The organism is Marinobacter xestospongiae, from assembly GCF_023156385.1.
In the GTDB taxonomy this organism is placed as follows: Bacteria; Pseudomonadota; Gammaproteobacteria; order Pseudomonadales; family Oleiphilaceae; genus Marinobacter; species Marinobacter xestospongiae.
Genome location: NZ_JAKZAK010000027.1, coordinates 68,297 through 81,994 on the forward strand (window position 1 = coordinate 68,297; position 13,698 = coordinate 81,994).

General features: G+C 62.7%; 15 protein-coding genes. 3 read left to right on the forward strand and 12 right to left on the reverse strand.

Annotated elements, in window-relative coordinates; all coding sequences use genetic code 11:
• Positions 1-2: 2 nt before the first annotated feature.
• The 10 genes from MLD24_RS17825 to MLD24_RS17870 form a co-directional block, all read right to left on the reverse strand.
• Complete coding sequence (locus tag MLD24_RS17825; RefSeq protein WP_248168422.1) at positions 3-539, reverse strand: hypothetical protein; 537 nt, start codon at positions 537-539, stop codon at positions 3-5.
• Complete coding sequence (gene hemW, locus MLD24_RS17830; RefSeq protein WP_344816928.1) at positions 536-1,693, reverse strand: radical SAM family heme chaperone HemW; 1,158 nt, start codon at positions 1,691-1,693, stop codon at positions 536-538. The genes MLD24_RS17825 and hemW overlap by 4 nt, the downstream gene beginning before the upstream one ends.
• Positions 1,690-2,307, reverse strand: a complete 618-nt coding sequence (rdgB, locus tag MLD24_RS17835) for an RdgB/HAM1 family non-canonical purine NTP pyrophosphatase (protein WP_227172617.1) — start codon at positions 2,305-2,307, stop codon at positions 1,690-1,692. Before rdgB ends, hemW begins: the two co-directional genes overlap by 4 nt.
• Positions 2,304-2,756 (reverse strand): DUF4426 domain-containing protein, encoded by a 453-nt coding sequence (locus MLD24_RS17840; RefSeq protein ID WP_227172616.1) that lies wholly within the window; start codon positions 2,754-2,756, stop codon positions 2,304-2,306. Before MLD24_RS17840 ends, rdgB begins: the two co-directional genes overlap by 4 nt.
• Before the next feature lie 2 nt (positions 2,757-2,758).
• Entirely contained in the window at positions 2,759-3,361 is a 603-nt protein-coding gene (metW, locus tag MLD24_RS17845) for a methionine biosynthesis protein MetW (RefSeq protein WP_227172615.1), read from the reverse strand.
• Positions 3,358-4,506, reverse strand: coding sequence for a homoserine O-succinyltransferase MetX (metX, locus tag MLD24_RS17850; protein WP_248168424.1), 1,149 nt, complete (start codon positions 4,504-4,506; stop codon positions 3,358-3,360). The genes metW and metX overlap by 4 nt, the downstream gene beginning before the upstream one ends.
• Before the next feature lie 158 nt (positions 4,507-4,664).
• On the reverse strand, positions 4,665-6,629 hold the full coding sequence (locus MLD24_RS17855; RefSeq protein WP_248168426.1) for a dynamin family protein: 1,965 nt from the start codon (positions 6,627-6,629) through the stop codon (positions 4,665-4,667).
• Positions 6,630-6,855: 226 nt separating this feature from the next.
• Positions 6,856-7,440, reverse strand: coding sequence for a YggT family protein (locus MLD24_RS17860; protein ID WP_227172612.1), 585 nt, complete (start codon positions 7,438-7,440; stop codon positions 6,856-6,858).
• A gap of 79 nt (positions 7,441-7,519) precedes the next feature.
• Positions 7,520-8,353: a pyrroline-5-carboxylate reductase gene (gene proC / locus MLD24_RS17865; protein WP_248168427.1), complete on the reverse strand. Its 834-nt coding sequence runs from the start codon at positions 8,351-8,353 to the stop codon at positions 7,520-7,522.
• Positions 8,354-8,417: 64 nt separating this feature from the next.
• Complete coding sequence (locus MLD24_RS17870; RefSeq protein ID WP_248168429.1) at positions 8,418-9,140, reverse strand: YggS family pyridoxal phosphate-dependent enzyme; 723 nt, start codon at positions 9,138-9,140, stop codon at positions 8,418-8,420.
• Positions 9,141-9,307: 167 nt separating this feature from the next.
• Between MLD24_RS17870 and MLD24_RS17875 the strand changes: the two genes are divergently transcribed.
• From MLD24_RS17875 to MLD24_RS17885, 3 genes are all read left to right on the forward strand, one after another.
• Positions 9,308-10,342, forward strand: a complete 1,035-nt coding sequence (locus MLD24_RS17875) for a type IV pilus twitching motility protein PilT (RefSeq protein WP_227172609.1) — start codon at positions 9,308-9,310, stop codon at positions 10,340-10,342.
• 22 nt (positions 10,343-10,364) lie between these two features.
• Positions 10,365-11,486, forward strand: a complete 1,122-nt coding sequence (locus tag MLD24_RS17880; protein ID WP_227172608.1) for a PilT/PilU family type 4a pilus ATPase — start codon at positions 10,365-10,367, stop codon at positions 11,484-11,486.
• A gap of 168 nt (positions 11,487-11,654) precedes the next feature.
• A complete protein-coding gene (locus tag MLD24_RS17885) occupies positions 11,655-13,058 on the forward strand; it encodes an OmpP1/FadL family transporter (protein WP_248168431.1) in 1,404 nt (467 codons plus the stop codon).
• Between the two features lie 49 nt (positions 13,059-13,107).
• Here the strand turns inward: MLD24_RS17885 and MLD24_RS17890 are convergent, their stop codons facing one another.
• Positions 13,108-13,473 carry a hypothetical protein gene (locus tag MLD24_RS17890; protein ID WP_248168433.1) on the reverse strand — a complete coding sequence of 122 codons (366 nt, stop codon included), beginning with the start codon at positions 13,471-13,473 and terminating at the stop codon, positions 13,108-13,110.
• Positions 13,474-13,497: 24 nt separating this feature from the next.
• Positions 13,498-13,698, reverse strand: a 201-nt coding sequence (locus MLD24_RS17895; protein WP_248168434.1) for a hypothetical protein, incomplete at its 5' end; no start/stop codon positions are given.

The following is a 13,698-nucleotide window of genomic DNA, read 5'->3' on the forward strand; positions in this document are numbered from 1 at the left end:
GGCTATCTGGACGTTTCCAGTGGATGCCGGCGCTCGGCCCTAATCACCAGCAGGCCGGCACCGCCCAGCAGCAGGGCGGTGAACTTGATCATCGCGCAGAGCGCGGCCGCCAGGCTGACGCTGTCCGATGGTGCTGACAGGTTGTTGAGCAGCAGGACGTTTTCCACCACATCACAGACGCCCGCGCCGACAAACAGGGCCCGTACCGAATGGCCCACCTTGCGTTCGCGAATACCGGGACGGTCTTGCAGCAGGTAACCGGTCAGGGCCAGCAGACTCAACACGTAGATCGCGATGAACAGGAAATCGAGCCACAGTGAGACCTGAGCCCACAACATTCCCTGTTCACCCCAGCTGGTGAGGATGGCGAGAGTTCGCTCGGCGTTGGAGGCCAGCTCCAGATCAACAATGCCCTTGCTGGCCACCGGTGAAACCAGTAGCTGATTGATGGCCAGCAACGTCAGAAACAGGCCCAGGGTGGCCATCAAGCCAAGTTTCAGAGACCTTGGCAGTGGCGGCAGGGTGGCTTCGTGCTTCAAAGAAAACGCTCCAGCAGACTGTTGAGGTAGCGGTGACCCTGTTCCGTGGCCTGCAGGCGGTCCTGTTCCAGCAGTCCTTCGGATCGTAGCTGTTCCAGTAATACCGCAATCGATTGCAGTGGTAAACCGGTGCGTTGCTCAAACACTGCCTCGTCCACGCCTTGACGCAGGCGCAGCGCATTCATCATGAACTCCAGTGCCAGTTCGTCCGTCGCTATGCTTTGCTGGCCCGCGGTGCGGCTGCCGATGCGCTTGAGGTAGGCGTCGGGCTGGCGGGTTTTCCAGTAACGGCGTATCGAGCCATCGGTGCTGGTGAGCTTGCCGTGGGCGCCGGCGCCCAGAGCGAGATAGTCGCCGAAGGTCCAGTAGTTGAGATTGTGACGGGAAGCCCGGCCGGGCTGAGCCCACGCCGAGACCTCGTAATCGCGGAAGCCGGCCTCGCGAAGCCGGTTGCCGCCCTGGCGGTAGATTTCCCAGAGCCGGTCGTCGTCTGGCAGGTCCGGCGGGCGGCTGTAGAATTCGGTGTTGGGTTCCAGCGTCAGCTGATACCAGGACAGGTGCGGCGGTTGCCAGGACAGGGCGGCCTCGATGTCCGCCAGGGCCTGGTCGACGCTCTGCTCCGGCAGGCCGTGCATCAGGTCCAGGTTGAAGTTGTCGAAGCCGGCATTGCGGGCGGCTGCAATCGCCCGATGAGCGCTGTGGTCATCGTGGATGCGGCCCAGCGCCTTCAGATGGTCGGGATTGAAGCTCTGGATGCCCAGCGAAAGCCGGTTGATGCCGGCGGCGCGAAAGCCCTCGAAACGGCCCTGCTCGACAGTGCCGGGGTTGGCTTCCAGGGTGATCTCGGCGTTGTCGGCAAAGTCCAGCTGTTGCGCCAGGCCGGCAAACAGCTGGCGATAGAACTCCGCCGACATCAGCGAGGGGGTGCCTCCGCCAATGAACACGGTCTCCACCCTGCGGCCCTGGATCTGGTCGGCGTCGTGCCGCAGGTCTTCCAGAATGGCGGCGAGGTAGTCGGACTCCGGCGGGGTGCCGTCGAGGGCGTGGGAGTTGAAGTCGCAGTAGGGGCATTTGCGCACGCACCAGGGCATGTGCAGATACAGGCTGAGTGGCGGCAGCGCCGGTCGGGGTGCTGCCGGGATGGTGTTGCTCACGTCGGTGCGGCGGAGCTGTCCAGCAGCGCCAGCAGTTGCCGCAGGGCGCGCCCCCGGTGGCTGAGCTGGCCCTTGTCGGCGCGACTCAGCTCCGCCGCGCTGCAGGACCGTTCCGGTACCCAGAACACCGGGTCATAGCCAAAGCCGCCATCGCCGTGGCGTTCGCTCAGAATCCGTCCGGGCCAGCGGCCGTGGCAGATCAGCGGCGTGGGGTCGTCGGCGTGGCGCAGGTAGACCAGCACGCAGTGAAACTGGGCGCCGCGGTCGGTTTCCGGCACGTCCGCCAGGGCGGCCAGCAGGGCATCGATGTTGTCGCCGTCGCTGGCCTGGTCGCCGGCAAAGCGCGCCGAGCGCACGCCCGGTTGCCCGCCCAGGGCGTCCACCGCCAGGCCGGAATCGTCGGCCAGCGCTGGCAGTCCGGTACTGCGGGCAGCATGACGGGCCTTGAGCAGGGCGTTCTCGACGAAGGTGACCGCCGGCTCTTCCGCCTCGCTGACGCCGAGGGTTTTCTGCGCCACCGGGGTCAGCCCCAGGGGGGACAGCAGGTCAGTCAGTTCGGCAAGCTTGCCGGCGTTGTTGCTGGCGATCACCAGCCGGTTGTCGGTGTCGGTCATTCTTCGTACAGCGTGTGGGCGAATCGGATGGGCAGGTCGGTACCAGCGCCGGTGGGGCGGGCGGTGACATGGAATGTCAGCAGCTCACCGGGGCGGTACTGGAACTCACTGATGAAATACACCGCGTCGCCTTCCTGGATGCGGCGAAAGGCGAGAAAGCGCGGTTGCTGGATGTCGTTGAGCACCTTGCCCTCAACCTGGCCGCTGACGGTCTGCAGGCCTCCCAGCTCGTTCTCTTCCATGATGCTGATGTTGAGAATGCCGATCGCCTTGCTGCGGTTGAGATTGTTCTGGGCCGCCACCTCGGGCTTCAGGAAGGTGCTGGGAAACACGCTGTAGTGGACTTCGTAGTCGTCAAAAGCCACCGATTCGGCCTGGGCAGCAACGCTGGTCCAGGCCAGGGCAAGAGCCACCAGGGTACGGCGGGCGAGACGCGGAAGCGGAATCATGGTCAGTCCTCCTGGCGAGTAATGCGGTAAATGGCGATCTGGCCGAGCATATTGGGCCACAGCCGGCTGAGCCAGCGATCCTGGTGCTGGCCATCCACCACGGTGCGGTTCTTGATGCGGATGTTCTTGCGATGGCACAGCGCCTCGAAATCCTTGAACGTACACAGGTGGATGTTCGGGGTGTTGTACCAGCGGTAGGGCAGGGCTTCCGACTCCGGCATTCTTCCGCGGCGCATCAAATACCAGCGTAGTCGCCAGTAGGCGAAATTGGGAAACGTCACGATGCCCTCGCGGCCCAGGCGCAACATCTCGTCCAGCACCCGGTCGGGCCGGCGCACCGCCTGCAGTGCCTGGGTCATCAGCACCACGTCGAAGCTCTGATCTTCGAAATTCTGCAGCCCCTGGGTGTCCAGGTTCTGCTCGATCACTGCCACCCCCCGGGCCATGCAGGTGGTGATGTGGTCGGGGTTGATTTCCAGACCGAAGCCGCTGGCCTGCTTTTCCCGCTGCAGGTAGTCCAACAGGGTGCCGTCACCGCAGCCCAGGTCGAGGACATGGCTGCCGGACTGAATCCATTGTTCAATGATGGCCAGATCGGTTCTCATGCGTTCACCTCCCGGGCAACCCGGCTCATATAGGCGCCGAAGGCGTCGGTGTAGCGGGGCGTGGGGATCAGGAAGGCGTCGTGTCCCCAGGGAGCGTCGATCTCGGCGTAACTGACCTTGCAGCGGGCGGCAATCATGGCATTCACCAGCTCCTCGGAGCGTGCCGGGGTGAAGCGCCAGTCGGTACTGAACGACAGCACCAGAAACTCGCAGCGAGCCTGTTTCAGGGCCTCGGACAGGTTGTTGTCGAAGTCATAGGCGGGATCGAAATAGTCCAGCGCCCGGGTCATCAACAGGTAGGTGTTGGCATCGAAGGACTCGGAAAACCGCTCGCCCTGATACTGCAGGTAGCTTTCGACCTGAAACTCGACGTCGTAGCCGAACTTGAACGCCTGATCCCGCAGCTCACGGCCGAACTTCTCCCCCATGGAGGCATCCGACAGGTAGGTGATGTGACCGACCATGCGGGCCAGCATCAGCCCGCGTCGGGGCAGGGTGCCGTAGTCATGATAGCGGCCGTTGTGGAAATCGGGGTCGCTGGTAATGGCCTTGCGGGCCACCTCGTTGAAGGCAATGTTCTGGGCGGTCAGACGTGGGGTGGAGGCAATTACCACCGCGTGCCGCAGGCGGTCCGGGTAGGTCAGGCTCCATTGCAGCGCCTGCATGCCGCCCAGTGAGCCACCCACGACGGCGGCCCATTGGGTAATGCCGAGATGATCCGCCAGCCGTGCTTGGCTGTGGACCCAGTCAGCCACGGTAATCACCGGAAAATCGGGGCCGTAGGGGCGGCCGGTGTCCGGGTTGATCGACATCGGCCCGGTACTGCCGTTACAGCCCCCCAGATTGTTGAGGCTGACCACGAAGAAGCGGTTGGTATCGATGGGCTTGCCGGGGCCGATACAGCTGTCCCACCAGCCCGGCTTGCGATCCTCGGGGCTGTGATAGCCGGCGGCGTGGTGATGGCCACTGAGGGCGTGGCAGATCAGTACCGCGTTGCTGGCGTCGGCATTGAGTGTGCCGTAGGTTTCCACCACCAGATCGTAACGGCCCAGGGTCTGGCCGCAGGCCAGGGTCAGGGGCTCTTCGAAAGCAATGGTCTGAGGGGTCACTAACCCGACAGAGTCCGGCGGCAGGGATTCGGGCATCGGCGCGTAAGGCTTCCTGGTTGGGTCCGTTAAACGTTGGCAGTGACGGCTGGCAACCCTCCGCCTGTAGACGGGGTAAGCGATTGCCAGCCATGCAGTTTATCGGCGGCCCTGTCAGCCTGCAACCGCCGTGGGAATGGCGGCGGGATGAGCCGGCATCAGGCGATGCCGGAAATGTTCACCACTTTCTGCTGGATCAGGGTGGGGGCAGGCTTGCGGATCTGCCGCTGCATGTTTTCCGCCAGCTCGAGCTGACGACGCAGGTCGGCGATGGTGGTTTCCAGGCGGCGGCGCTGGGCCTTGCTGTCGCGCTCATTGCGGACCATGTCCCGCAGCCGGCGTACCTGGTGCTCCAGCAGCTGCTTCTGTTCCATCGAGTACTGCATGATGGGCAGCAGCGCCTCGCTGGGCCAGCGGTCGACATCCTTGCGGACGCGGGCGTGCAGCGTTCGGGCCTCGCTGACCAGCACGTTGAAGAAGCGGCGGATCAGCAGGTTCTGCTCGGTCAGCAGGTTGCGCGGGTTGAGCCGGAACCGGTTGGCTTTCTTGCGCAGCTCCCGCACTGCAATCACGTGGCGGCCGGCCCGCAGCGGAATGGGCTCCAGGTGACGGGCGCGGGTGTCTTCGTTGTAGCGGCGATAGATCGCTGACACCATCTTCTCGGCCAGTTGGCCTTCGCTGAGCAGGTTGTTGAGATCGCTTTCCAGCAGCTCGAAGAAGTGATCCATGCCCCGAGTCAGGCCGGCGGTGGTCCAGCTGGTGGTCAGGATGTTACGGGTCTTGGCAACGTGGGCCTCAAACCGTTCCTCGCTGACCAGCTGACTCAGGGCTGTGCCCTGGGACTGCATCAGCCGACGGCTGGAGCGCAGGGTGATCAGCTTCTTGTAGTAGAAGTCGTAATCGCGCTGGGAGCGGTCCGCCAGCTTGCGCAGGGCGTCACGGTCGACATTGGTGTCGGAGCAGGCGTCGTATTCTTCCTCCAGCACTTCCAGCCGGCCCATGATGGCGGCCTGGGAGTTCTGCAGCATTCCCAACAGGTCGTTGATCAGACTCTGGGTGATCAACTGCTCCTTGTGCATCAGGATGCGATCGATGATCAGCTGTTCCAGGCACGGCAGATTGCTGCGCTGGAACTTGGCCTCGTCGTTGCGAACCCGGGCCAGCAGGCCCTGCTTGGCGGACACCGGGATCACGTCGGTTTGGCGGATGCCCAGGTGGTCGGCGGTGTATTGCTGTACCCGCTGGATGGCGTCGCGGGTGTGCGCCTCGCCCTGGAGATCGTCCCAGAGCACGTCGACCTTGTTCAGCACCGCAAAGCGGCCGGCGCGATGGTCGGCGTGTTCGGTGTCGATGTGTTCCTTCCAGATCGCCATGTCGCTGGCGGTGACGCCGGTGTCGGCGCTGAGCAGGAAGATCACGGCGTGGGCCTTGGGCAGCAGGCTGATGGTCAGCTCCGGCTCGGAGCCCAGGGCGTTCAGACCCGGGGTATCAAGGATGCGCAGGCCGCGCTCGAACAGGGGGTGGCGAATGCTGATCTGGGCGTTGCGCCAGGCCGGGATCAGGACCTTGCCGGGCTGTTCCCGGTCGGTCTCCAGCATGTTTTCCTCGAAGCCCAGTTCGCGGGCCTCCAGGGGCGTCACGCTCTTGGTACGGGCGACTTCTCCCAGCACTTCCCGCATCACCTCAGGGTTGTTCTCGTCCAGCTCGTGACGAACCCAGTCCTGGGGCTGTTTGCGCAGTTGTTGCAGCGAGATGTCCTGACGACGGGTCTCGATCGGCAACAGCAGCAGGTAGTTTTCATTCTGGTTGCGGTCGAAGAACAGCTCGGTGGGGCACATGGTGGTGCGCCCGGCCTGGGACGGCAGCATGCGCTGGCCGTAGCTCGAGAAGAACAGGGCGTTGATGAGCTCGGTCTTGCCGCGGGAGTATTCGCCGACGAAGGCGATGGTGAGCTCGTCTTCGATCAGCAATTCGAGGCCGTGACGGATGCGGCTGCTGATGTCGTCCGAGAACAGGTCGTTATCCTGCAGCCAAAGCCGGTAACGGCTGATCTGCCGGATCAGTTCTTTCTTCCATGAATGGTAGGCTTCCACCTGCTGGGACAGGCTTCCGTATGTCTTCATCGCACCGACCTTTACCAGATTGTAATGGGCAATAGCAGAATATTACTGCAAAACCGACAGAAACCTGCTGCCGCCCCGACACCCTGGTCGGGCGGCGGCAGTCATGAACCTGTAAAGATCCGGGATAGTGCGTGAAAAATTTTGTTAAATCAATTGGCTGGATTCGGGTTTGCGAACTGTTTCCAATTGTGTTGCTTTGTAACTGATTGCAGGTTTGTGACCGGCTCTACAAACCTACGCCAATCGCGCCAAGGCCGGCGGCCATGGCCATGCGCTGGACCACCTCGGTCAGCACGCTGAGAATCAGGAACACGACGATCGGTGACAGGTCGAGGCCGCCAATCGGTGGCATCAGGTTGCGCACCGGGCGCATCACCGGTTCGGTGATCTGGGCCACCAGCTGGATCGCCGGGTGATGGCTGGAAGGAGCGATCCAGCTCACCACGACCACGGCGATCACCGACCAGAAGTAGATCTTGATGATCAGCCCCAGCACCGTCAGCGCCGACCAGGTCAGCAGGGTGATCGGGTTGATGCTGGGCAGGCCGCCATTGAGGGTGAACAGGATCAGCACGTAGGCCAGGGCCTGAATCAGCACGGCCAGCACCAGCGATGCGCCATCAATCCCGCCCCAGCCGGGGATGATCCGCCGCAACGGACGCAGCAGTGGGTTGGTGGCCTTCACCACAAACTGGGAAATGGGGTTATAGAAGTCTGCCCGCGCCAGTTGCAGCAGAAATCGCAGCAGCACGATCGTCAGATAGAACGTCGAGACGATCTGCAGGACAGTGATCAGAATGTGCGCCAGCATGAAGCCGAGTCTCCGTTGACGGAAGGATTTCCTGGGTTATGTGGGCAGGGCGGGGCGGATGCAACCCCGCTTGCCAGTCTCAGTCGTCGCCGGCCAGTTCTTTGGCCATCACCTCGGAGCGGCTGAAGGCGGCCTGGTAGGCTTTCTCCACCAGTTCCCGCAGGCCACCGTCCTCGAAGGTGTGGATGGCCTGCTCGGTGGTGCCTCCCGGCGACATCACGTTGCGTTTGAGCTGGGCCGGGTCGTGCTCACTCTGGGCGGCCATTTCGGCAGCGCCGGCCATGGTCTGGATCGCCAGTTCACGGGCCGTGCCCGCTTCGATGCCGGCCTTGGTCGCGGCGGCTTCCAGCGCTTCCAGCATCAGGAAGAAATAGGCCGGGCCACTGCCGGAGAGTGCGGTCACGGCGTGCAGCAATTTCTCTTCCGCCACCCACTGGGCGGAGCCGATGCTTTTGAACACCGCCTCCACGCTGGCTTTCTGGTCGTCACTGACCTGGCTGTTGGCGTACAGACCGGCGGCTCCCTTGCCCACCAGTGACGGTGTGTTGGGCATCACTCGCACCAGCGGCAGGCCACCGCCGAGCCAGTTGTCGAGGGTGGCGGCTTCCAGACCGGCGGCGATGGACACCATCAGTGGCCGGGTGTTCTGGGCCACCGGGGCGATATCGCGGCAGACGTCGGCCATGACCTGGGGCTTCACCGCCAGGACCACGATGTCGGCCTGCTGCGCACAGTAACGGTTGTCGGTGGTGATGCTGACCCCGAAGCGCTTGCGGATGGTCTGCAGGTGCTGGTCGTCCGGGGCACTGACCCAGATGTTCTCGGCGTTGAACCCATTGGCGATCATGCCGCCGATGATGGCGCTGGCCATGTTGCCGGCACCGATAAAGGAAATGGTGGTTGCTGTGCTCAAGGTGGGCTCCCAGTGTCTGTCGCGCGGATGTTTGGGTGATAACGGTCTGGCCGATGATAGCAGATTATGCCGGCGGTCTTGGTTCGCCGGGTGGCGGCCGGCGGCCGAACAGGGCGGTCCCGACGCGCACGCAGGTGGCGCCTTCGGCAATCGCCAGTTCCAGGTCACCGGACATGCCCATCGACAGGGTGTCCAGCGCCGGTAACTGCGGAGTACTGGCGTTGATGCGCTGCTGCAGTTCCGCCAGACGCCGGAAGCTCTGACGCAGTGCCGGCTCCGGGCGATCAGGATCGGGAATCGCCATCAGTCCCCGCAGCCGCAACCGGGGCAGCTCGCGGATCTGCTCGGCCAGCGTCATCGCCAGGTCGGGGTGGCAGCCGGATTTGCTGGCCTCCTCGTCAATATTGACCTGCAGGCACACCTGCAGCGGCGGCAGTGTCGTCGGGCGCTGTTCACTGAGGCGGCGGGCGATTTTCAGACGGTCAACGCTGTGCACCCAATGGAAATGCTCGGCAATGGCGCGGGTCTTGTTGGACTGGACGGGGCCGATGAAGTGCCATTCCAGCCCCGGGAGGTCGGCCAGTTGCTCGATCTTGTCCAGCGCCTCCTGCAGATAGTTCTCACCGAAAGCCCGTTGCCCGGCCGCCACCGCAGCGCGCAGGTCATCCGCCGGCCGGGTTTTACTCACTGCCAGCAGCGTCACCGAGCCCGCCTCGCGGCCTGCGCTGATTGTTGCTTTTTGTATGCTTCGGGTTACGCTCTCTATGTTGTCTGCTATGCTGCTCATGGTGTCAATCCGGCAAAATTCGGCGTTTGGCCAACACGTTACCCCCGGGCCAGGAAAATGCCAAGCGCGTGCGCTGCCTTCGGCCAGGCGTACCGTCCAGGCCTGTATCTCCTTGCCCCCAACCGGGTTGTCCGCAGGAACCAAGAAAAAGCCTTCCGAGGACCTCTATGGATATTACTGAACTGCTTGCCTTCTCGGCGAAACAGGGCGCGTCTGACTTGCACCTGTCTGCCGGCCTGCCCCCGATGATACGTGTGGACGGTGACGTCCGGCGCATCAACCTGCCACCGATGGAACATAAAGAAGTCCACGGACTGATTTATGACATCATGAACGACAAGCAGCGCAAGGATTTCGAGGAGTTCCTGGAAACCGACTTCTCGTTCGAGGTGCCCGGCGTGGCCCGTTTCCGGGTCAACGCCTTCAACCAGAACCGTGGTGCCGGTGCGGTGTTCCGGACCATTCCGTCCAAGGTGCTGACCATGGACGATCTGGGCATGGGTCAGGTGTTCAGGGACATCTCCTCGGTACCCCGCGGGCTGGTGCTGGTGACCGGGCCGACCGGTTCCGGTAAGTCCACCACCCTGGCAGCGATGCTGGACTATATTAATGACAGTCGCTACGAACACATTCTGACTATCGAGGACCCGATCGAATTCGTCCACGATTCCAAAAAATGTCTGGTGAACCAGCGGGAAGTACACCGGGATACCCTCGGCTTCAACGAGGCGCTGCGCTCGGCACTGCGGGAAGACCCCGACATCATCCTGGTAGGTGAGCTGCGGGACCTGGAAACCATTCGCTTGGCACTGACCGCGGCAGAGACCGGTCACCTGGTGTTCGGTACCCTGCACACCACCTCGGCAGCCAAGACCATCGACCGGGTGGTGGACGTGTTCCCGGCGGAAGAGAAGTCCATGGTGCGGTCGATGCTGTCGGAGTCGCTGCAGGCGGTTATCTCCCAGAGCCTGATGAAGAAGATGGGCGGTGGTCGGATCGCGGCCCACGAAATCATGATCGGGACCCCGGCCATCCGAAACCTGATCCGGGAAGACAAAGTGGCGCAGATGTACTCGGCGATCCAGACCGGTGGCTCGCTGGGCATGCAGACCCTGGATCAGTGTCTGGAACGGCTCCTGCAGAAAGGCCTGATCTCCCGCGAGGCGGCCCGGATGAAGGCCAAGATGCCGGACAACTTCTGATTGCTAAGTACAGGGAACAGTCATGGAATTTGAAAAACTACTGCGCCTGATGGTGGACAAGGGCGGCTCCGACCTCTTCATCACCGCTGGCGTGCCCCCCAGCATGAAGGTTCACGGCAAGGTGCTGCCGGTGACCAAGAATGCCCTGACCCCGGAGCAGACCCGGGAGCTGGTCTACGGCGCGATGAACGACAAGCAGCGGGCCGAGTTCGACGAGACCCACGAGTGCAACTTTGCCATCAGTGCCCGCGGCATCGGCCGTTTCCGGGTCAGCGCGTTTTTCCAGCGCAACCTGTGTGGCATGGTGCTGCGGCGAATCGAGGTGAAGATTCCCCAGATCGATGACCTGTCGCTGCCGGAGATCGTCAAGGATCTGGCGATGACCAAGCGCGGTCTGATTATCTTTGTGGGGGCCACCGGTACCGGTAAGTCCACCTCCCTGGCCGCGATGCTGGGGCACCGTAACCGCAACAGCCGGGGCCACATCATCTCGATTGAGGACCCGATCGAATTTATTCACCAGCACCAGGGCTGCATCGTGACCCAGCGGGAAGTGGGGATCGATACCGAGAGTTTCGAGGTGGCGCTGAAGAATACCCTGCGACAGGCGCCGGATGTGATCCTGATCGGCGAGATCCGCACCAAGCAGACCATGGAGTACGCGGTGCAGTTTGCCGAGACCGGTCACCTCTGTCTGGCCACGCTGCACGCCAACAACGCCAACCAGGCCCTGGACCGGATTATCCAGTTCTTCAATCCGGACCAGCATAACCAGACCTGGATGGACCTGTCCCTCAACCTCAAGGCCATCGTCGCCCAGCAACTGCTGCCGACCCCGGATGGCAAGGGACGCCGCGCGGCTATCGAGGTGTTGATCAACACCCCGCTGGTGTCTGACCTGATCCGCAAGGGTGAGGTTCACAAGCTCAAGGAGCTGATGACCAAGTCCACCGAGTCTGGCATGCAGACCTTCGACCAGGCGCTGTACCGGCTCTACGCCGACGGCCTGGTGACCTACGAGGATGCCCTCGCGCACGCCGACTCGGCCAACGACCTGCGTCTGATGATCAAGCTGGGGACCGATGCCCAGGGCGCCGACAAGCTGTCCTCCTCCGTCGACAAGCTGTCGATCCAGGGCGACTGAGTCGTCTGTAACGCAGCCAGTGCGGGCGGCCTGGCTGCGATCCTCCTCCCTTTTATCTGGCTTGCGACTTTAGTCGTAGTTGGTTGTGTCCCTGAATGAATAGTATTGGCATTTGAGGCCATTACCGTGTCGTGCGTATACTCCGCCGCATTCCAAAAAGGGGGAGTTATGTACAAAACAACACGTTATCTCGTCTCTGCCGCCCTGATTTCCGCGCCTGTCGTGGCATCCGCTGGTGGTTTCTCGCTCAATGAGCAAAGCGCCAGCGCCATGGGTGTGGCCAACGCGGGGGCTGCCGCCAACCCGGAAAACGCCACCACGGTGTTCTTCAATCCCGCCGGCATGAGTCAACTGGAAGGCAACAACCTGTCGTTCGGTGCCGCCATCCTCAACATTGACGCCGAGCTGGACCGTCCGACCGGCTCCGCCACCGGCGCTGCCGGCGCCCCGGTGGATGGCAGCAGTGGTGGTGACTTTGCTCCCCTGGCGGTCCTGCCCAACCTGTACATGACCTATGAGGTGAACGACAGCGTTGATGTCGGCTTCGGCATTCACGCCCCCTACGGCCTCAGCGCCGACTACGACAACGACTTCGTGGGTCGCTACTTCGCCGACAAGACCGAGCTCACCGCGATTGCCTTCAGCCCCTCCATTGCGCTGAATGACGGCAACGGCTTCTCCATGGGCTTCGGCGCCAACCTGATCTACGCCGAGGGCCGGCTGTCGAAGTTCCAGGACTACAGCCAGAACTACCAGCAGGCGCAGGCATCCGGTTATGACGGTCCGGCGTTTGAGGAAGGCTATTTCGATGTGGAAGGTGACGACATTGCGATGACGTTTACCTTTGGTCTGTTGTGGGAGGTCAGTGACCGCACCCAGTTTGGTCTGACCGCCCAGACCGGTACTGAACTGGAACTGGAAGGCGAGGCAACCCTCACCAACGTACCGGTGCCACAGATTGGCGCCGGTGGTCTGAACATGGCGTTCACCAACCTGGAGGAAGACGCCCGGGTACCGCTGGAGATTCCCGAGAGCATCTCCGTGGGCGCCCGTCATCAACTGACCGACAGCGTGACGTTGCTGGCCGGAGCTACCTGGGCCAAGTGGTCCCGTTTCGTGGCGCTGGACATCGAGAGCCGGGAACAGAATGGCGCGATCTCCACCGGCGTTGGCGCCCAGGACAAATTCGGTCGTCCGGGCATGATCGGCCACGTCTCCGAAAACTGGAACGACACCTGGCAGGCCAACGTTGGTGTGATCTGGCAGGCGTCCCCTGCCTGGGCATTCAAGGCCGGTTACGCTTACGACCAGACGCCGGTGGACGAGAGCTACCGTACCGCGCGGATTCCGTCTGACGACCGTCAGTGGCTGACTCTGGGTACCCAGTATGCCGATGCCCGCAGTGGCTGGACGGTCGATGTGGCAGCGGGTGTGCTGCTGTTTGACGACGTTGACGTGGATGAGCGCGAGTACAACGTGGACAACGAGCCGCTGGCCAACGCCGCCCGTTTCCAGGGTACCTACGAGCTGGACGCCTGGGGCGCCTCAGTACAGCTCAGCAAACAGTTCTGACCGGTCGCCTACCAGGCTCGACAGACGGCTCCGGCACAGCCCGGGGCCGTCAGCCCACCACCTGCCCCCGATAGATCACCTTGTTCCTTGGCGGTTCCGCTGCCACGCCAACCCGCTCCCGATCACTGCGCTCGATATCATCCGCCAGGCGCTGGCCACGGTATCGGCGGCTGCTGTCTCCCTCCGGGTGCTCCGGATCAAAACCGGGGATCTGATGCTTGAGGCTGTCCCAGGTTCTGACCAGTTGAGTTGATCGGGTGCGTCCGGCGAAATCCGCGAGCAGCTGGGGCAGCCGGTCTTCCGTGAGATGGAGTTTGACGCCGAATTCGGAGTGAATCAGTCGACGGCACTGGTGAACCAGCTTGAGCCGACCCGGGTCCAGTAACCAGCTCTGTTCGGGGGCTAGGGTGGTCATAGGTACTGCTCCTGCTGACAAGGGTCACATCCTGGCTGCGATGGCAGCCGACAGGAGAGTCCAAGCGAAAATCGTGCCGTGCCGCCACGGCGCGGTTTGAGCGTTGTTGGCGGGTGTCCGAGATAAGAAAACGCCCCAAAAGGGGCGTTTCAGACTGCTGACAAACCCCGGTTTTCCGGGGTTTGTTGCATTTGGTCGTTCTGTTTTCAGCCGACGGTCGCTTGA